Genomic DNA, 18,484 nt, shown 5'->3' with positions numbered 1-18,484 from the left:
CAGAAAGCGCTTTCTCCGCTCCACGGTAGGACCTGTGCCGAGGTGCGACAAGGCCCGACCGAGTGGGGTGGTGTCAGCGCTTGGGGCGCGCGGTGCTCTCCCGCAGCACGACCTCGCCGGAGAGCCGCACGGTCCGCGGCCGGGTGCCGCCGGCGCCCTTGATCGCCAGGTCCATCGCGCGTTCGCCGAGCTCCTCGAGCGGCAGCCGGACGGTGGTGAGCGCGGGAGCGAGGTCGCGGACCACCGGGATGTCGTCGAACCCGGCGAGCGAAATGTCCCCGGGCACGGACAGGCCCTCCTCGCGCAACGCCGTCATCGCGCCGATCGCCATCACGTCGGTGACGGCGAAGACGCAGGTCGGCAGCTTGCGCTTGCGGCCGGCGAGCAGCCGCTTCATCCCTTCGTAGCCGCCGTCCCGGGTGAAGGCGGCCTCGACGACGTCGTCTTCGTGCAGGCTGATGCCGTGGTCGGCGAGCCCGTCGGTGAACCCGGCGAGCCGGTCGACGACCGTGCTCAGCTTCCGCGGCCCGGCCAGCACGGCGAACCGCTTGTGGCCGAGCCCGGCCAGCGCCTCCGCCAGCGCGGCGGCGCCGCCCTTGTTGTCCGGCTGCACGGTGTCGATCTTGAGCCCGCGGTGGCGGCTGACCGCCGCGACCTGCCCGCCGCCGCGGCGGTAGGGCTCCAGCTCCGCCGCCATCGCGCGTTCCCACGCGCGGTCCTCGAACGCCGAGCCGATCAGCAGGATCGCCGCGGCTCGCTGGGCGCGCAGCGTCGAGACGTAAGCGACTTCGCGATCCGGGTCGCGGAAGGTGCCGGCCAGCATCACGAGCAGCCCGTTGTCCGTCGCCACCCGCATCACCCCGCCGGCGATCGCGGCGAAGTACGGGTCGCTGACGTCGTGGCAGATCACGCCGACCGTGCGGTGCGTGCCGCCGGCGAGCGCCTGCGCGTGCGCGTTCGGGGCGTAGGCCAGCTCGGCCGCGGCGGCGGAAACCCGCTCCCGCAGGTCGGCGCGGACGGACGCGGTGCCGTTGAGCACCCTCGACGCCGTCGCGAGCGAGACGTTCGCGCTGCGTGCCACATCTTCGAGTGTCACGTGCGGCCGGGCCTTCATGGCTGGCTCCTCCAAGGTCGGTCTCGGGTGTCTCCGCGTGCTCGGTCGGTGCAATCTACTGGGAGGGGGGTGGGCCGGGAGAAGCCGCTGGCTGGGGGACCTGACCCGTTCGAGTGAAAAGCGCGGGGGCAGCACTCGGGAGGATCGGCGCGGGCGGGTGTCCTGGTAACAAGGAGGATCCTCGAGTGGTGAGTACGCCACTTTCGACCGACCGCGAAAGGACGCACGCATGCTGTTCGGTGACGAGCACATCCGCCGCTACGAGGAAACCGACGGCGAGGTCGGCCACGAGTGGCAGGAAGGCGTCCCGACGCTGTTGCTGACCACGAAGGGCCGCAAGACCGGCCAGGAGCGCAAGCTCGCCCTGATCTACCAGGAGGACGGCGGCAACCCGGTGGTCGTCGCCTCCGCCGGCGGCGCGCCGAAGCACCCCGCGTGGTACCTCAACCTCGTCGAGACGCCCGAGGTCGGCGTGCAGATCAAGGCCGAGAAGTTCAAGGCCCGCGCCCGCACGGCCGAGGGCGAAGAGCGGGCGAGGCTGTGGGAGAAGCTCACCGCCGTCTGGCCGGACTACAACGAGTACCTCAAGAAGACCGACCGCGACATCCCCGTGGTCGTGCTCGAGCGCGTGTGATCTGCGCCGCGTTCGGCGCGAGGGCGAGCCGATCCGGCCGGTCGTCGGCTACGAATGACATTCATGAACCGCTGGACCGCCCTGGACCTCGAGGGTGAGCTGCTCACCCGACGCCAGATGATCGCCTACGGCCGGCGCTTCGCCCGCGCCGGCCGGGGCGCCTGGTACAGCTTCGCGATCGAGGTGGTCTGGCAGTTCCTCGTCCAGACGACCCGCTTCCGGGTGCGCGGCTCGCACCACATCCCGCGGTCCGGGGGTGTGCTGGTGGCGTCGAACCACCTGTCGTTCGCCGACCCGACGACGCTGACGGCGTTCTGCCTGGCCGCCGGCCGCGTGCCCCGGTACCTGGCGAAGGCGTCGCTGTGGAAGCTGCCGGTGGTGGGCCGCGTGATGCGCTCGGGCCGCCACATCCCGGTGTACCGCGGCGCGGCGACGGCGGCCGAGGCCTACCGCGACCTGGTCGCCTCGGTGCGGGCCGGCGAGTGCGTCGCGGTCTTCCCCGAGGGCACGTTCTCGAAGGACCCGGCCGGCTGGCCGATGCGCGGCAAGACGGGCATCGTGCGCGCGGCCCTGGAGACCGGCGCGCCGGTGATCCCGGTGGCCAACTGGGGCACCCACCACCTGCTGCCGTCGACGTCGTGGTTCCCCCGCGGGCTCCCGCGCAAGACGGTCGACCTGGTGGCGGGACCGCCGGTCGACCTCTCGGACCTGCGCGACCGGCCGCTCACCCGCGAGGTGCTGGAAGAGGCGACGGCGCGGATCATGGCGGCGGTGACGGCGCTGCTCGAGACGATCCGCGGCGAGGAGCGCCCGGCGGCCGCCTGAGGGCCGCGTCACCCCGCCCGGACCTGCCCGAAGGGGTAGTTTCGGGGGTATGAGTGCACAACACTTTGATGTCGTCGTGCTGGGGGCCGGAGTGGGCGGCTACGTCGCGGCGATCCGCGCGTCCCAGCTGGGGCTGAGCGCCGCGGTGGTCGAGGAGAAGTACTGGGGTGGCGTCTGCCTGAACGTCGGGTGCATCCCGTCGAAGGCACTGCTGCGCAACGCCGAACTGGCGCACGTCGTGACGCAGGAGGCGAAGGCGTTCGGCATCTCGTCCGACAGCCCGATCCGCGTCGACTACACGGCCGCCTACGAGCGGAGCCGGAAGGTCGCCGACGGGCGCGTCAAGGGCGTGCACTTCCTCATGAAGAAGAACAAGATCACCGAAATCGACGGGCACGGCACGTTCGTCGACGACCACACCCTCGAGGTGAACGGCTCGCAGGTGACCTTCGACCACTGCATCATCGCCACGGGGGCGACCACCCGGCTGCTGCCGGGGACGTCGCGCAGCTCGCGCGTGGTGACCTACGAAGAGCAGATCCTCTCGAGTGAGCTGCCGTCGAGCATCATCATCGCCGGCGCGGGCGCGATCGGCGTCGAGTTCGCCTACGTGCTGCACAACTACGGCGTCGACGTCACGATCGTCGAGTTCCTCGACCGGATGGTGCCGCTGGAGGACGCCGAGGTGTCGGCGGAGCTCTTCCGGCGGTACCGGAAGCTCGGGATCAAGGTGCTGACGTCGACGCGGGTCGAGTCGATCGACGATTCCGGTTCTTCGGTGCAGGTGACGGTGTCCTCGGAGAAGGACGGGAAGCAGGTTCTTTCCGCTGACAAGGTTCTGCAGGCCATCGGGTTCCAGCCGCGGGTCGAGGGCTATGGGCTGGAGAAGACCGGCGTCTCCCTCACCGACCGGGGCGCGATCGCCATCGACGGCCGGGGGCGGACGAATGTCCCGCACATCTTCGCGATCGGTGATGTCACGGCGAAGCTGATGCTGGCGCACGCGTCGGAGTCGATGGGTGTCGTGGCCGCCGAGACCATCGCCGGTGCGGAAACCATGGAGCTCGACTTCCCGATGATTCCGCGGGCTACTTACTGCCAACCTCAGATCGCCAGTTTCGGGTGGACCGAGGAGCAGGCCCGGGAGAAGGGTTTCGACGTTCGCGTGGCGAAGTTCCCCTTCACCGCCAACGGGAAGGCTCAGGGCCTGGGGGACGCCGGTGGGTTCGTCAAGCTGATCAGTGATGCCAAGTATGGGGAACTGATCGGGGGACATTTGATCGGGCCGGATGTCACCGAGTTGCTTCCAGAGCTCACTTTGGCTCAGCAGTGGGATTTGACCGTGCATGAGGTTTCTCGGAACGTGCATGCTCATCCGACTTTGGGTGAGGCTGTGAAGGAAGCTCTGCATGGGCTTGCCGGGCACATGATCAATATGTGAATGTGCGTCCTCGCCCCGATGCCTGAATTGTCACTACGGCCGCCGGGTCGCGTCAAGGCGGGAAAGCGTGCCTTGACCCGGCCCGGCGGCCGTGTACTGCGGCTTCGTATCGGGGCGGCGGGGGAAGTCTGGGCGGTGCCCCTCTTGGCGGATCTTGTGCGGTTGCGGGATGTTCTGTCGTGCAACAAAAATCTCGTTGACCTGCTCATGGTGGCGCGGGAACTCGGGCTGCCGCAGTGGTACCTCACCGCCGGTTGTGTTGTGCAGACCGTGTGGAATGTTCTCACCGGTCGTGAAGCCGTTGCCGGCATCAAGGACTACGACCTCTTCTACTTCGATGGTGGAGACCTGAGCTGGGGTGCTGAAGACCGGGTCATCCGGACCGTTGCCGATGCCTGTCAGGGTCTTCCGGTGGACGTCGAAGTTCGCAACGAAGCGCGTGTGCACCTCTGGTACGAAGCCAAGTTCGGTGTTCCTTGCCGCGCCTTCGCGAGCACCGAGGAGGCGATCGATGCCTTCCCGGCCGTCTGCTCGTGCGTCGGTGTCCGCCTCGAACGTGATGGCTCTTGGCACTTCTACGCTCCGCACGGGCTCGATGACCTCTTCGCCTTGGTCGTCCGCCCGAACCCGGTGCTCGCGCCGCGTTCGGTCTACGAACGCAAGGCCGCCCGGTGGAAACGGCAGTGGCCGGAACTGACCTTGGCTTAGACCTGGTCTCAAAACTTGGGCACACCGCGTGGCGGCGGTTACGTGAGTGGCAGGACGCCGGCGTGCGGGACCGGCTGCACCAGCTCGTGCTCGACGAGCTGTCCGACATCGACGAGCTCGACTGGACCAGAGGCTGCATCGACGCGGTGTCGGTGCGGTCGAAAAGGGGGGCGAGCCGACCGGCCGCAGCCCCACTGACCGGGGTAAAGCCGGCTTGAAGTACCACGTTCTGTGCGACGCGAACGGGCTACCGCTGCACATCATGTTGTCGGCGGCAAACGGTTCAAACGCCTCGGGCTGCGCTACGAACGCACCACGCTGGCGCTACTCACGCTGGCCTGCACCGTGATCAACGTCCGCCGGCTCATGAAGATCGAGCTCTGCGACCAGGTCGAACGCATCCATTCACTCGTTGGGGATACATCGGTAGCTCTGTGTCGTTGGGTGGGGGTGACTGGTGAGCTTCTGAGCGCGGAGCAGGTCCTCGGGTCGGCACGGGGCCCCCGTCACCACGAGGGAGATCGATCTCCCGGAGGAGGCTGCAGCCGCGTTGCTGACGGCACCATCGACGGGGATGAACGAGCACTCTCGTCGGGAAGTGATCAGCCATCGGTGGGGCCGCCTCGTCAGAGGCGTTCGATGCGGTCGGCCTGCGGGCCCCGGTCGCTCTGACGCACCGCGTACCGGACCCGGTCACCCTTCTGCAGCGGCTCCGACCCCATGATCACGGATGCGTGGGCGAAGAGATCGTCGCCGCCTGCGTCCGGGGTGATGAAGCCGAAGCCGCGGTCGGCGTCGTAGCGCGCGACGACGCCCTCGCCGCCTCGTACGGGCACGTCCCGCGCCGCCGGCCCTGCGGCCGCGGCAGGTGCCGACCGCTGCGGCGCCGTCTGGGGCTCGGCGCCCCGGACCAGGTGCACGTCGCGGGCCTGCGGCCCCTTGTCTCCACTAGCCACCTCGTAGGCGACGCGGTCGCCCTCCGCGAGCCACGTCAGCCCCTCGGCCAGGGCCCGGGCGTGAACGAAGACGTCCCCGGCGCCGGAGTCGGGGTTGATGAAGCCGAAGCCCTTGTCCTCGTCGTACCAGGCCACCGTGCCGTCGGCGCCGTCGGCGATACCGGCCGCAGCGGGTGAGCCGGCCCCTGCTCCCAGCGGGATCACGTGCCCGGCCTGCGGGCCGCGCTCGCCTTCGACGATCAGGAAGGCCACCCGCTGCCCCTCGGTGACCACGCCGCCGGTCACGATGGCGGAGCTGTGCACGAAGATGTCGGCGCCGCCGCCGTCCGGCGACGCGAAGCCGTACCCCTTGCCCGGCTCGTACCAGTTGATGGTGCCGAGCAGGCCCACGGCGCTGCCGGTGGCCGCATCGGCGGTGACGCGAACGTGCAGCGCCTGGGGCCCGCGGTCGTTCTCGCCGACCTCGAACACGACGGCTTGACCCTCGCGGAGCACTTTCGCGCCGCCGTCCCCGACGATCTCGGAGGCGTGCACGAACACGTCCGGCGAGCCGTCCTCGGGCGCGAGGAAGCCGAAACCACGTTCGGCGTCGAACCAACGGACGGTCCCTTGCGGCATTAAAGGCTCCAGGTCGAGAGGGCGGGCACTGGCCCCCAGTCTCTCTGACAGACCTCCGGTCCGTCGGGCCGGGTCCACAGGCGGGCGGTGCGGAGCCAGGGGCGGGCCGTTGGTTCACCTGGCGACACGCCGAGTTTCGAGACCAGGTCTTAGCTGTGGGCGACCGGTGGTACGTCGAAGCGGAGCTCTGGCCGGGCCCAGCGGACCTTCGGCGGGACCGGTGGGATCGTGCCCGTGCGCCTTGCTCCCATGCGGAGGTAGAACTGCAGCGCCGGCGGGTGTGAGACCACGCGGATGCTGCCTATTCCTCGCTTGCGAGCCTCCTCGAACATGTGCTTGACCAGGCGCGCTCCGATGCCGAGGCCCTGTGCTGAGTCCGCTACGAACAGGATGTCCAGCTCCGGGGGATCTTCGAGCAGTGCGTAGAAGCCGATGACCTCGCCGCCGGTCATGGCTGCGAAGGTCGGGTTGCCTTCGATGTACCCGGGAGTCACCTCGTAGCCGTCGAGGATGGATGCGTAGTCGCCCTGGTACGCCGATGAAGCGTGCATCAGTGCGGTCAACTCGCCGGCTTGGGCGGGCGTGGCTGCGAGGATTTCGGGCTGCCCCATACCTCCAGCCTACGGTGAACCCTTGACTTCAAGATTACTCGAAGTTTCAGACTGACGTCATGAAAGCCGTAGCGTTCACCGAGTTCGGCGGGCCCGAAGTCCTCAAAGTCCTCGACCTTCCCGAGCCGCACGCCGGGCCGGGTGAAGTGCGGGTGCGCGTCAAGGCCGCCGGTGTGCAGCCGTACGACGCCGCCGTGCGGGCCGGGTGGGAGCCGCCCGGCCTGGAGCTCAGCTGGCCGCGCGTGCCCGGCAACGAGTTCGCCGGCGTCGTCGACGAAGGCGATTTCGAGGCTGGTACCGAAGTTCTCGGCTTCACCGCCGTGCGGGCAGCCGCCGAATACATCGTCGTGCCCGCCACCGATGTCACGCCGAAGCCGCCGGAAATGCCGTGGGAGGTCGCCGGCGGGTTCACCGCCGGCACGCAGACCGCTTCGATCGCCCTGGAAGCGTTGCGGCTCCGGGAAGGCGAGACGCTGCTCGTCCACGGCGCCGCCGGGTCGGTCGGTACCGCTGCCGTGCAGCTCGCGAAACTCCGGGGCGCCCATGTGATCGGCACCGCGAGCGAGGCCAACCAGAACTACCTGCGCGAACTGGGCGTCACCCCCGTCGTCTACGGCGAAGGGCTCAAGGACCGCGTCGCCTCACTGGGGGTCGACGCCGTGCTCGACGGTGCCGGTGGCGTTGCCCTCGATCTGTCACTCGAACTGGTGACGGACCGGACTCGGATCCTCACTCTCGTCGACCACGGCCGGGCCGCCGAGCTCGGCGTGCTCGTCTCGAAGTCCGGACGCTCCGCCGCCCGGCTCGCGGAGCTGGCGGCCCTCTACGCGAAGGGCGACTTGCGGTTCCACGTCCGGCGCGCCTACCCGTACACCGAGGCCGAGGCGGCTCATCGCGAAATCGAGACCGGGCACGGCCGGGGAAAAATAGTTCTCATGTTTCCCTGAGTGTTCCAGTATGTGGACGGGTAGACGTTCCCGACTTTGGTCGGTGGACCACTGCCTGGTCACTACTTAGATTCTCCCCATTACACCCGGTTGGGTGTCATACGGCCGAGTGGCTCAGGGAGAAATCGATGGTGAGATTCAGCCGGGTCGCCGCGCACGCGGTTCCGCTGACGGTCGGCGCGTTGCTGCTGACGACGGGGGTTTCGGTGGCGCAGCCGTCCACGGTGGACGCGGCGGCCGCGCGCACCGAAGCGGGCATCAGCGCGCTCCAGAGCATCAAGAAGAGCCTGACCCCCGCCGAGCGCAAGCAATCGAGCCAGCTCGTCGTCGAGAAGCGGTTGCGGGCCGACCGGTCCCTCGCCGCGAAGCTGCCTGACTACCGCTCGGGCGTCGGCGTCAGCAGCGCCGGCACCGTCGCGGTCGAGATCGCCGCCACCGGTGACCAGGCCGTCGCGAACGCGGTCAAGGCGGCCGGCGGCGTCGTCCGCTACGCCGCGGGTGGCGCCGTCCGCGCCGACCTCCCACTGTCCGCCGTGGACGCGATCGCCGGCCGCGCCGACGTCGCCGAGGTCAAGCCCGCCGCGCAGGCGACCACCTGGAGCGAGCAGGGCAACCGGGACTTCCGGGTGGCCGCGCAGGCCGCCGCGGCGACCCAGGTTTCCGAAGGCGACAAGGCGCACGGCGCCGACACCGCCCGCGCCACCTACGGCGTCAGCGGTTCCGGCGTCAAGGTCTGCGTGCTCTCCGACGGCGTCGACTCGCTGGCCAAGTCGCAGAGCGCCGGCGAGCTGCCCGCGGTGGACGTCCTGTCCGGTCAGAAGGGCAGCGGCGACGAAGGCACCGCGATGCTGGAGATCATCCACGACCTCGCGCCGAACGCCGCGCTCGGCTTCGCGACCGCGTTCACCAGCGAGGCCAGCTTCGCCGCGAACATCCGCGCGCTGCGCACCACCGGTCACTGCACGATCATCGTCGACGACGTCGCCTACTTCGACGAGTCGCCGTTCCAGGACACGCAGGTCGCGCAGGCCGTCAACGACGTCACCGCGGCGGGTGTCCTGTACTTCTCCTCGGCCGGCAACTCGGGCAACGCGACCGACGGCACCAGCGGCTACTACGAAGGTGACTTCCGCGCTTCGTCGTCGAAGATCAGCGGCGTCACCGGTACCCCGCACGACTTCGACCCGAGCAGCACGACGCAGAACTTCGACGCGCTTTCGGCCGGTTCGCTCGGCAAGCCCGTGACGCTGTTCTGGTCCGACCCGTGGGGCAAGTCCGCCAACGACTACGACCTGTTCATCCTGAACTCCTCGGGCAGCGTCGTGGCGTCGAGCGAAAACGGCCAGTCCGGCTCGCAGAACCCGTACGAAATCGCGAGCGTGCCGACGACCGGCTCCGGCTACAAGGTCGCGGTGGTCAAGTACAGCGGCGCGGACCGGTTCATCGCGCTCAACGTGATCCGCGGCCGGTTCGTGGCTTCGGGTTCGCTCAAGGCGTTCAGCACCAACGGCGTCACGAACGGCCACTCGTCGGCGGCGAACGCGTTCAGCGTGGCGGCGGCCCCGGCCGGCCCGGCGTTCACGCGGCCGCTGGAGACCGGCGACCCGGCCAACCCGGCGGGCCCGTACCCGGGCCTGTTCAGCGCGTCGAGCAAGTGGGAGCGCTTCTCCTCCGACGGCAAGCGTCACCTGTTCTACAACGCGGACGGCACGGCGATCACGCCGGGCAACGTGTCCTCGACCGGGGGCACGACGCGGAACAAGCCGGACATCACGGCGGCGGACGGCGTGGCGACGTCGGTGGCGGGCTTCCAGCCGTTCTTCGGGACGTCGGCGGCGGCCCCGCACGCGGCGGCGATCGCGGCGCTGCTGCTGTCGGGCAAGCCGACGGCGACGCCGGCGCAGATCCGTTCGGCGCTGGTGTCTTCGGCGATCGACCTGGGCGCGCCCGGGTTCGACACGGTGACGGGCAACGGCGTGATCATGGCCGGCCCGGCGCTCGCGGCGCTGGGTGTCGCGGCCAAGTAAGCACCTGTGAAACGGGGGTCCGGCACCGGCCGGGCCCCCGTTTCGTCATTTTCCGGTGACCAGCAGGTGGAAGCCGAGTCCGCTGTGGGCGAACCGCTCGTGTCGCGACAACGCCAGCCCCGCCGCGGCCAAAGTCGCTTCGATCTCGGCGATCGGGCGGATGCGGAAGCCGTTGTCGGTGAGCATCCGGGCGCGGCCCATCAGCTCGGGGTCGCCGATGCCCAGCACGAACCGCCCGCCCGGCGCGAGCACCCGGGCGACCTCGGCGAACGCCGGGGCGAGGTCGTCGACGAAGTAGACCGTGTTCGTCGTGACGATCGCGTCGGCCGAACCGTCGTCGAGGGGCAACGCCGTCATGGACCCCTCGCTCAGGATCAGCCTGCCCGCCGTGATCTCCCGGCGGAAGGCCCCGCGTGCCCGGTCGAGCATCGTCTTCGAGATCTCCACCCCCTGCACGGTGGCGGCTTTCCGCAGCAGGAGGCCGAGGCCCAGACCGCCGCCGAAGCCGATGTCCAGGGCCCGTTCGGCGCCCGACAGCTCCAGCGCCGCGACGGCTTTCACCACCGCTTCGCGGTTCCTGCGGTTGAGCGCAGAGCCGACGAAGCGGCCGCGCAGGCCGCTAGGGTGGCCGAGTTGCCGGGCGAGACCGGCCTGGAAGCGATCGCGAAGACCCATGTGGGCAGTGTAGGAGGGGTGATGGTGAAGACGGCGGTGGTGACCGGGGCCGGATCGGGCATCGGGCGGGCGGTGGCGCGGGCGCTGCTCGAAGACGGCTGGTCCGTCGCTCTCGCGGGGCGGCGCTCCGGCGCCCTCACCGAAACCGCCGGCGACCGCGACGGCGCGCTCGTCGTGCCCACCGACGTCTCGGACGAAGAGTCGGTCGCCGCGTTGTTCGCCGCGGTCCGCGAGCGGTGGGGGCGGCTCGACCTGCTGGTCAACAACGCCGGGATCGGGGCGGCGGGGACCGTCGCCGATCTGTCCGTCGAGGACTGGAAGCGCACCGTCGACGTCAACCTCACCGGCATGTTCCTCTGCGCGCAGCAGGCCGTCCGGCTGATGAAGGACCAGGACCCGCGCGGCGGCCGGATCGTCAACAACGGCTCGATCTCCGCGCACGCCCCGCGGCCCGCCAGCGTCGCCTACACCGCGACCAAGCACGCGATCACCGGCCTGACCCGGTCGATTTCGCTCGACGGCCGCGCGTGGAACGTCGCCTGCGGGCAGATCGACATCGGCAACGCGGCCACGGAGATGACCGAGCGGATGGCGGCCGGCATCCCGCAGGCCGACGGCCGCATCCTCGCCGAGCCGACGTTCGACGTCCGGCACGTCGCCGACGCGGTGCGGTACATGGCGGGCCTGCCGCTGGACGCCAACGTCCAGTTCCTCACCGTCACCGCGACGACCATGCCGTTCATCGGCCGCGGTTAGGGGATCACCCGCGCCTTCCGGAACTCGTCGAACAGGCGGTAGAACATCTGCTCCGTCTCGACGTAGGTGTGGAAGCCCGCGCGCCGGGACTTCGACGTGTCGGCGAACATGTCGTAGTCCCAGCCGAACACGAAGTCGCCGAACGCCCACGACGCCGATACGTCCTGGTAGGACGCGGTCAGCCCGTGTTTCGTGGCAATCGCGGTCCATAGTGGACTTTTGTCGGCCATCACGTCCACAAGGGACATCCGCAGCGGCGGCGCCGCTTCCAGGCCGAAGTACGCCGCCAGTTTCGGCCACAGCTCGCTCCAGCGGAACAGGTCGCCGTTCGCGATGTTGAACGCGCCTTCCCGGCCGGTGGCCCAGACCGTCGCGTCGGCCAGCAGGCCCGCGTCCGTCATCTCCAGGAGGCTGTCGTACGCGCCGGGCTTGCCCGGGAACCGCAGTGGCAGGCCGAGCTCCTTCGAAATCGACGCGTACACCGCGATCACCAGCGCCAGGTTCATCGGGTTGCCCAGCGCCGTCCCGCCGACCACCGACGGCCGGATCGCCGACCACGTCCACGAGCCGGCGCGGCGCTCGAGGAACTGCTGCTGGTCGACGTTGAACTCCGGTGGCATGTGCCCGGCGTCGGTCTCGCGCGCGGGCGTCTTGAACGGGCCGAGGTGCGCGCCGTAGACCTTGTAACCCTGCATGAGGCTGACGTGCTCGAGGGCGGCCGGGTCGACGGCGTCGACGAGGTTCGTCAGCATCGCCAGGTTCGGCGGCACCAGTTCGGCCCACGTCGGCCGGTCCTGGTACGCCGCGTAGAAGAGGTGCGTGACGCCGGTCAGCGCCCCGACCTTGGCCCGGGTGTCCGCCGGGTCGAGCAGGTCGACGGCGAGCCCGCCGCGCCGGGAGAGACCGACGACGTCCCAGCCCCCGTCCGCCCGCAGGTGTTCGACGAGGTTCCGGCCGATGATCCCGTTCGCCCCGGCGACCAGGGCTGTCTTGCGTTCCATGCCCTCCAGGCTGGTCACGCGCTCGCGATAAGTCCAAGGCTTAGTTCTCACGGCTGCGATAAGCTTTCGTCATGACCAGTCTGCGGCAGCTCGAGTACCTGGTCACGGTGGTCGACACCGGCTCGTTCACGCGCGCGGCCGAGCAGCTCCACGTGACGCAGCCCGCGTTGTCGCACCAGATGCGGGCTCTCGAACACGGCCTCGGCGGGCCGCTGCTCGAACGGCTGCCCCGGACCGTCCGGCTCACGCCGATGGGCCGGGCGATGCTCCCGCACGCGCGGGCGGCGCTGGCCGACGCCGAACGCGCGCGCTGCGCCGCCCGCCTGGCGTCCGGCACGACGGCGGGGGAGCTGCAGGTCGCGACGGTCTACTCGATGAGCCTCGGCGTGCTGCCACCGGCGTTGCGCGTGTGGCGCCGCGACCGGCCCGGCGTCGACGTCCGGCTGATCGAGTTCCGGCACGCGGACGAGCTGCGGGAGGCGATGACGGCGGGCGAGGCCGACGTCGCGCTCGGCCCGCTGCCGCCGGCTTGGCCGGGGCCGGTGCGGGAGCTGGGCGTGGAGGAGTTCGTGGTCGTGCTGCCCGCCGACGGCGCTTCGGAGGACGACGCATCCGGCGAGGTCGACCTGGCGACGCTCGCCGACTGCGCGTGGGTGCACTACGCGCCGGGCAACGGCCTGGCGGAGCTGGTCGACGCGGCGTGCGCGGCGGCCGGGTTCCGCCCGCGCGCGGCGGTCCGCACCGAGCAGACGGCGGCGGCCCCGATCCTGGCGGCGGCGGGTTTGGGTCCGGCGCTGGTCCCGGCGAACGTGCTGCCGGCGCGTTTCGAGGGCCGGGTCCTGCGGCCGAGCGTGCCGGTGCGCCGGACGCTGGCGGCCTACACGCGAGCGGCGCCGGACCCGCTGACCACGGCGTTCATCGAGACCCTGGTCGAGCACGCCGCGGTCTGAGAAGCGCGCGTCGCCAGTCCGTCCGAAGCTCGGCGACGGCGCAGTGCCGGACCGCTGTCGACGTACGTCGGACGCGCGCCGCTAGAGGCGGTCGAGCCAGGGGTGCGCACCGAACGTCGTCCGGAGGGCGTCCGCGAGCCACTGCCGCCGGGAAGCGTCCAGGACCGGCAACGCGGCGGCGAAGTCCTGCTCGTCCTTCGGCCGGGTGTCGCGGGCCTTGGCGAACAGCTGCACTTCCGGTTGCAGGTAAGGGATCCCGTCCGCCGAGACGTTGCCGAGACCCGTGACCGCGCGGCGCACGGCGGGATTCCGCCGGGAGACCCACTCGTCACCCTCCGTCTCGTCGAGCATGACCTGGATCCGCCACGGCGCGGACGCCGACGGCCGGCACCAGACGTCGTCGACGCCGGCCGGCAGCACCTCGCCGCGGCGCCACGGCCGGAGCGTGCCGGGTGGGTCCGCCGCCCACCACTCCCACGACGCCAGCGCCTCCTGGACCGCGAGCTGGTCGCGCCGCAGGACCAGGACGTCGACGTCCGCGTGGTCACGGAACGCCCGCCCCACCGCGAGTTCGATCGCGTACCCGCCGGCGACCCACCACGGGACCGCGGCCGCCGAGAACAGCGAGGCCACTTCGGACAGGGGCGCCGGGTCCCACGTCACGAGACCCCGATTCCCGTCAATACCGGGCCGGTGAACGGCGTCGTCACGACGTCGTGGACGCGCGACGACCAGACCGCGTGGCCGTGGCCGGACCACAGCGGGGCCACCGGGAGGTCGCGCAGCAGCTGGTTCTCCGCCAGCCGGTACAGTTCGCCCGACTCCGCCGGGCTCGCCGCCGCGTCCGCGAGCGCCAGGTTCTGGTGGAACACCTCGTCGGTGTAGCCCGACTTCGATGCGAGCGTCGACAACAGCTCGTACGGGCTCGCCGTGGCCAGCAAGACGTCCAGAGTGGACGGACCGTCGACGGCGCCGGTGGCGGGGGAAGCCTGCGCTGTCACCGAAACGTCCAAGGACTTGTGCAGGCCGACCACGAGGGTGCGGGTCCAAGCTTCGGTCGAAGGTCCGAAGTAGACAGTCGCGCCGCCGGGGAAGGCCGCCTGCTGCAGGAGCGCCTTGCCCGCCGCCGCGTCGAAGCTGCACGGCCGGCACGTGCCCGACCGCTCGCCGGGCGCGTCCGCCGGGGGCAGCAGCGCCTTCGCCGGGTCGACCTGGTGGGCCAGCGGACCGGCTTCGAGGGCCGCGCGGTCGATGCCGAGGGCGAAGCCGTGGCGGACCGTCGCGTCGGCGAACCGCGGGTTCGCCACCGGGAACGCCAGGTAGCCCGCGCGCGGCAACGCCCACGTCGCGTGGTGGTCGTCGCCGAAGTCGGCGTGCATCGCGTCGTGCTTCTCGCCGGGCACCTCGGTGGCCAGGTCGAGCGTGCCCGCCTTGACCGCGTCGTACTGGGTGGCCGGATCGGCGACGCGCAGCTCGATCTCCTCGGTCTTGCCGACGCCGGAGCCGACGCGCTTCAGCGTGCCGCCCGAGCCGGGCCGCCACGGGCCGTCGAGCCGGTACGGGCCGTTCCCGACCGGTGCCACGGCGAAGCCCTTCCAGTCCCGTGAGGCGAGCACCGACGCGGGCAGCGGCACCAGGCCCGGCGCCGAGAGCAAGGCCGCCACCTGGCCGGACGGGCGGTCCAGGACGAGGGTGATCGTGTCCGGAGCGGACGCCACGATTTCGCGGGCCCGCAACAGCTTCGTCAACACCGGCGCGGCGGCCCACGGCGAAGCCGCGATCGTCCGCCACGTGTCCACATAGGACTGGGCGGTGACCGGGGTGCCGTCGTGGAACGTCGCCGGGCGCAGCTTGACCGTCCAGTGCACCCGGTCGGCGCTCTCGATCGACGCGGCCGCGCGCGGGGTGAGCTTCCCGGTCGCGGCGTCGTAGTCGGCGAGCGGGGTCCACAGCGCGCCGGTCACCAGCCGGCCCGCCTGGTCGGCGACGTCGGCGGGCAGCAGCGTCGCGGGCTCGCGGATCCCGGCGGACAGGACACCCGGCCGGGCCGGGTCGGCAGCGGAACAGCCCGTGACGGCGAGGGCCACAGCGGCGAGCAGGGTGAGCAGGCGCATGCGCCAGTCCTACCAGTCAGCCGCCAACCAAAGGCGCTTGTGTCCGGTTGATCTCCGTCGTACCGTTCCCGGGGAACACGCCTTCTGGGAGGTTTCGTGCGCACCTGGCTCCGGTCGTGCTTCGCCGCTGTCACCGTCAGCGCCACGCTGGTCGCGACCGGGCTCCCGGCCGCCGCCTGCGGCGAGGACGACAAACCCGCTGCTCCGGCCGCCCGCACCCTGGGCGATCCGGGCGCGATCAAGAACGTCAAGGCCGTCGGCAGCGTGCCGGACGCCGCCGGCGCCATCTCGATCAACTTCCTCGACTACGGCCGCCGCGACGTCATGGTCGTGTCCGGCGAGTTCGGGCTGAAGGTCTACGACCTCACGAAGAACCCGGCCGCGCCGAAGCTGGTCGGGCAGGTCAGCCTGCCGGGGCTGTGGGAGACCGAGGACACCGAGGTCGACCAGGACCGCAAGCTGGTGTTCCTCTCCCGCGACCCGCGCGCTTTCGGGGGCACCACGCAGACCGGCGAATCCGGCATCTACGTCGTCGACGTCGCGAAGCCCGAAGCACCGAAGATCATCAGCTACGTGAAGGCGCCCGGCGGGCACACCACCAGCTGCGTCGACGGGTGCCGCTACCTGTGGACCGGTGGCCCGTCGAAGGCCGCCGACCAGCCGGCCGACTGGGGCGGGCGGCCGATCTGGGTCACCGACATCCGCGACCCGCGGCACCCGAAGGTGAACCCGGAGCCGATCGAGCTGGCCCGCAACGACGGCAAGACCGACTACGTGCACGACGTCCAGGTGGACGGCAACGGCGTGGCCTGGGTGTCCGGGCGCGGCGGCGTGCGCGGCTACTGGACCAACGGGGTGCACCGCGACCCGCTGACGAACAAGGTCCGCCGCGCGACGGCGCACGAGCCGATCCCGTACGCGGGTGGTGGCATCGCCGAGACGGCGGCGCCCTCGCGGTTCATGCACAACAGCTTCCACCCGGCCGGCCACCGCGTCGGTGACGGTGCCTGGCGCGGCCAGGACCTGATCTACGCGACGGAGGAGAACTTCGTCGACGGCTGCGCGGGCGACGGCGTCCTGACGATCTCCTCCCTCGCGGGTTCGTACCACGGTGAAGGCTGGCGTTCGACGCCCGAGCAGCCGTTCCGCCTGCAGAGCGTCGGCACGTGGGGCGTCAACGGCCAGGAGGGCAGCGACCCGGCGTCCGACGACTGCTCCGCGCACTACTTCGACGTCCGCGGCAAGATCCTGGTGCAGTCGTTCTACGCGCAGGGCACCCGGTTCCTCGACGTCAGCGACCCGACGAACCCGCGCCAGATCGCGTACTACCGCCCGGGCGACGCGAGCGCGTGGGCCCCGTACTGGCACGGCAAGTACGTCTACGTCGCCGACAACGCCCGCGGCATCGACGTCCTGCAGCTCACGAAGTAGCAACGCGAGTCGTAAAGCCTCTGAAGGCCACCATGAGGGCATCCAGGTCCCTCATGGCGGCCTTCAGAGCATTTCAGGAGCGCAGCCACACCGCGGTGTCCGTGGGCAGGGAGCCGTCGAGCGGGCCGCTGGCCAGCAGGACTTCGCCGTCCGGCAGGGGCACCGGCGAGGCCGAGAAGTTCAGCGCGAACGTGAAGTCCGCGCCGATCCGGAACGCCAGCACACCCTCGCCGAGGGAGAGCCACTCCAGCTCGCCCGTGGGCAGGTCTCGCCGGATCCGCAGGCCGTCGCGGTACAGCGACAGCATCGACGCCGGGTCCGCCGCCTCCGCTTCCGCCGTGTAGGCCTTCCACTCCTCGGGCTGCGGCAGCCACGCGCCCCCGGAGCCGAAGCCGAACGGCGGCTCGTCACCCGACCACGGAATCGGCACCCGGCAGCCGTCGCGGCCGGGGTCGGCGCCGTTCGTGCGGGCCCACACCGGGTCCTGGCGCAGGTCGTCCGCGATGTCCAGGACCTCCCACAGTCCCAGCTCCTCGCCCTGGTAGACGTACAAACCGCCGGGCAGCGCGAGCGTCAGCAACGCCGCCGCCCGGGCCCGCCGGGTGCCCAGCTCCCGGTCGACCGGCAGCTCGTGCAGCCGGTTCGCGAAGCTGAACCCCGTGTCGCCCTGACGGCCGTAGCGCGTGACGTGCCGGGTGACGTCGTGGTTCGACAGCACCCACGCGGCCGGCGCGCCGACCTCGTCGTGCGCCCGCAACGTCCGGCTGATGACGTCCCGGAAGCGCGACGCCTCCCACGGGCAGACCAGGAAGTCGAAGTTGAACGCCGAGTGCAGCTCGTCGCGGCGCAGGTAGCGCGCCGCGCGGGACATGTCCGGCAGCCACATCTCGCCGACCAGCACGCGCTCGCCGCCGTAGCTGTCGGCGATCTTGCGCCACGACCGGTAGATCTCGTGCAGGCCCTCCATGTCGGAGAACGGCGTCTCGTCGCCATCGTCGACGTCGGGCAGCCGCGGGTCCTTGACCAGCCCGTCGGCGACGTCGATGCGGAAGCCGTCGACGCCGCGGTCGAACCAGAACCGCAGCACGTCCTCGAACTCCTGGCGGATGTCCGGGTTCTCCCAGTTGAAGTCCGGCTGCCGCGAGCTGTAGAGGTGCAGGAACCACTCGCCGTCCGGCACGCGCGTCCACGCCGACCCGCCGAAGCGCGACTTCCAGTTGTTCGGCGGCTCGGCGCCGTCCGGCCCGCGGCCGGGCCGGAACCAGAACCGTTGCCGCTCGGGCGATCCGGGGCCGGCCGCGAGCGCGGCCTGGAACCACCGGTGCTCGTCGGAGCAGTGGTTGGGCACGATGTCGATGATCACCCGGATGCCGCGCGCGTGCGCCTCGGCGATCAGGTCCTCCGCCTCGGCGAGCGTGCCGAAGAGCGGCTCGATGTCGCGGAAGTCGGCGACGTCGTAGCCGCCGTCGTCCATCGGCGAGGGGTACCACGGGGTGAACCAGATCGCGTCGATCCCCAGGTCGGCCAGGTGGTCCAGCCGGGCGCGGACGCCGGCGAGGTCGCCGACGCCGTCACCGTTGCCGTCCGCGAAGCTGCGGATGTAGACCTGGTAGATCGCCGCGCTCCGCCACCAGCCGGTCTTGTCGGTCACGAAAGTGCCCTCCTAGTCGTCGTGA

17 protein-coding genes and 2 pseudogenes are annotated in these 18,484 nt (G+C 70.8%); 10 read left to right on the top strand and 9 right to left on the bottom strand.

Annotated elements, in window-relative coordinates; translation table 11 throughout:
- Positions 1–73: 73 nt before the first annotated feature.
- Entirely contained in the window at positions 74–1,114 is a 1,041-nt protein-coding gene (locus AB0M83_RS03455) for a LacI family DNA-binding transcriptional regulator (protein ID WP_364511819.1), read from the bottom strand.
- A 229-nt stretch (positions 1,115–1,343) separates the two neighbouring features.
- Here AB0M83_RS03455 and AB0M83_RS03450 point away from each other — a divergent pair, with 229 nt between their 5' ends.
- From AB0M83_RS03450 to AB0M83_RS03430, 5 genes and pseudogenes are all read left to right on the top strand, one after another.
- Positions 1,344–1,748, top strand: coding sequence for a nitroreductase family deazaflavin-dependent oxidoreductase (locus tag AB0M83_RS03450; RefSeq protein ID WP_364511816.1), 405 nt, complete (start codon positions 1,344–1,346; stop codon positions 1,746–1,748).
- Positions 1,749–1,811: 63 nt separating this feature from the next.
- A complete protein-coding gene (locus tag AB0M83_RS03445) occupies positions 1,812–2,573 on the top strand; it encodes a lysophospholipid acyltransferase family protein (protein WP_364511813.1) in 762 nt (253 codons plus the stop codon).
- Between the two features lie 49 nt (positions 2,574–2,622).
- Positions 2,623–4,014: a dihydrolipoyl dehydrogenase gene (gene lpdA, locus AB0M83_RS03440; RefSeq protein ID WP_364511810.1), complete on the top strand. Its 1,392-nt coding sequence runs from the start codon at positions 2,623–2,625 to the stop codon at positions 4,012–4,014.
- 144 nt (positions 4,015–4,158) lie between these two features.
- Positions 4,159–4,722, top strand: coding sequence for a nucleotidyltransferase family protein (locus AB0M83_RS03435; RefSeq protein WP_364511807.1), 564 nt, complete (start codon positions 4,159–4,161; stop codon positions 4,720–4,722).
- A 17-nt stretch (positions 4,723–4,739) separates the two neighbouring features.
- Positions 4,740–5,002: pseudogene (locus tag AB0M83_RS03430) on the top strand (IS5/IS1182 family transposase); the annotation flags it as partial.
- 346 nt (positions 5,003–5,348) lie between these two features.
- On the opposite strand, the gene AB0M83_RS03425 reads toward AB0M83_RS03430, so the two are convergent.
- The 3 genes and pseudogenes from AB0M83_RS03425 to AB0M83_RS03415 all read right to left on the bottom strand — a co-directional run bounded on the left by AB0M83_RS03425 (position 5,349) and on the right by AB0M83_RS03415 (position 6,907).
- Entirely contained in the window at positions 5,349–6,068 is a 720-nt protein-coding gene (locus AB0M83_RS03425; RefSeq protein ID WP_364512355.1) for a cold shock domain-containing protein, read from the bottom strand.
- A 30-nt stretch (positions 6,069–6,098) separates the two neighbouring features.
- Positions 6,099–6,296: pseudogene (locus AB0M83_RS03420) on the bottom strand (cold shock domain-containing protein); the annotation flags it as partial.
- A 149-nt stretch (positions 6,297–6,445) separates the two neighbouring features.
- Positions 6,446–6,907, bottom strand: a complete 462-nt coding sequence (locus AB0M83_RS03415; protein WP_364511804.1) for a GNAT family N-acetyltransferase — start codon at positions 6,905–6,907, stop codon at positions 6,446–6,448.
- Between the two features lie 59 nt (positions 6,908–6,966).
- Between AB0M83_RS03415 and AB0M83_RS03410 the strand changes: the two genes are divergently transcribed.
- Complete coding sequence (locus AB0M83_RS03410) at positions 6,967–7,854, top strand: NADP-dependent oxidoreductase (protein ID WP_364511801.1); 888 nt, start codon at positions 6,967–6,969, stop codon at positions 7,852–7,854.
- 128 nt (positions 7,855–7,982) lie between these two features.
- Entirely contained in the window at positions 7,983–9,881 is a 1,899-nt protein-coding gene (locus AB0M83_RS03405) for a S8 family serine peptidase (protein ID WP_364511798.1), read from the top strand.
- A 45-nt stretch (positions 9,882–9,926) separates the two neighbouring features.
- On the opposite strand, the gene AB0M83_RS03400 is transcribed toward AB0M83_RS03405, so the two are convergent.
- Positions 9,927–10,556 carry a class I SAM-dependent methyltransferase gene (locus AB0M83_RS03400; protein ID WP_364511795.1) on the bottom strand — a complete coding sequence of 210 codons (630 nt, stop codon included), beginning with the start codon at positions 10,554–10,556 and terminating at the stop codon, positions 9,927–9,929.
- A gap of 21 nt (positions 10,557–10,577) precedes the next feature.
- On the opposite strand from AB0M83_RS03400, the gene AB0M83_RS03395 reads away from it, so the two are divergent.
- On the top strand, positions 10,578–11,312 hold the full coding sequence (locus AB0M83_RS03395) for an SDR family oxidoreductase (RefSeq protein ID WP_364511792.1): 735 nt from the start codon (positions 10,578–10,580) through the stop codon (positions 11,310–11,312).
- Here AB0M83_RS03395 and AB0M83_RS03390 read toward each other — a convergent pair.
- A complete protein-coding gene (locus AB0M83_RS03390) occupies positions 11,309–12,313 on the bottom strand; it encodes an SDR family oxidoreductase (RefSeq protein WP_364512352.1) in 1,005 nt (334 codons plus the stop codon). The genes AB0M83_RS03395 and AB0M83_RS03390 overlap by 4 nt on opposite strands.
- A gap of 71 nt (positions 12,314–12,384) precedes the next feature.
- Here AB0M83_RS03390 and AB0M83_RS03385 point away from each other — a divergent pair, with 71 nt between their 5' ends.
- The gene (locus AB0M83_RS03385) at positions 12,385–13,263 is read left to right on the top strand and encodes a LysR family transcriptional regulator (protein ID WP_364511790.1); all 879 of its coding nucleotides are present in this window, start codon (positions 12,385–12,387) and stop codon (positions 13,261–13,263) included.
- Between the two features lie 81 nt (positions 13,264–13,344).
- On the opposite strand, the gene AB0M83_RS03380 is transcribed toward AB0M83_RS03385, so the two are convergent.
- Positions 13,345–13,926 (bottom strand): amino acid transporter, encoded by a 582-nt coding sequence (locus AB0M83_RS03380; RefSeq protein ID WP_364511787.1) that lies wholly within the window; start codon positions 13,924–13,926, stop codon positions 13,345–13,347.
- Positions 13,923–15,377 (bottom strand): ABC transporter substrate-binding protein, encoded by a 1,455-nt coding sequence (locus AB0M83_RS03375; protein ID WP_364511784.1) that lies wholly within the window; start codon positions 15,375–15,377, stop codon positions 13,923–13,925. Before AB0M83_RS03375 ends, AB0M83_RS03380 begins: the two co-directional genes overlap by 4 nt.
- A gap of 96 nt (positions 15,378–15,473) precedes the next feature.
- On the opposite strand from AB0M83_RS03375, the gene AB0M83_RS03370 reads away from it, so the two are divergent.
- Positions 15,474–16,808: a hypothetical protein gene (locus AB0M83_RS03370; RefSeq protein ID WP_364511781.1), complete on the top strand. Its 1,335-nt coding sequence runs from the start codon at positions 15,474–15,476 to the stop codon at positions 16,806–16,808.
- 73 nt (positions 16,809–16,881) lie between these two features.
- On the opposite strand, the gene AB0M83_RS03365 is transcribed toward AB0M83_RS03370, so the two are convergent.
- Positions 16,882–18,459 carry a glycoside hydrolase family 13 protein gene (locus AB0M83_RS03365; protein WP_364511778.1) on the bottom strand — a complete coding sequence of 526 codons (1,578 nt, stop codon included), beginning with the start codon at positions 18,457–18,459 and terminating at the stop codon, positions 16,882–16,884.
- Positions 18,460–18,484 lie beyond the last annotated feature (25 nt).

Origin of the sequence: Amycolatopsis sp. NPDC051106 (assembly GCF_040682775.1) — a bacterium.
GTDB lineage: Bacteria > Actinomycetota > Actinomycetes > Mycobacteriales > Pseudonocardiaceae > Amycolatopsis.
This window is presented reverse-complemented; position numbering and strand designations above follow the sequence as displayed.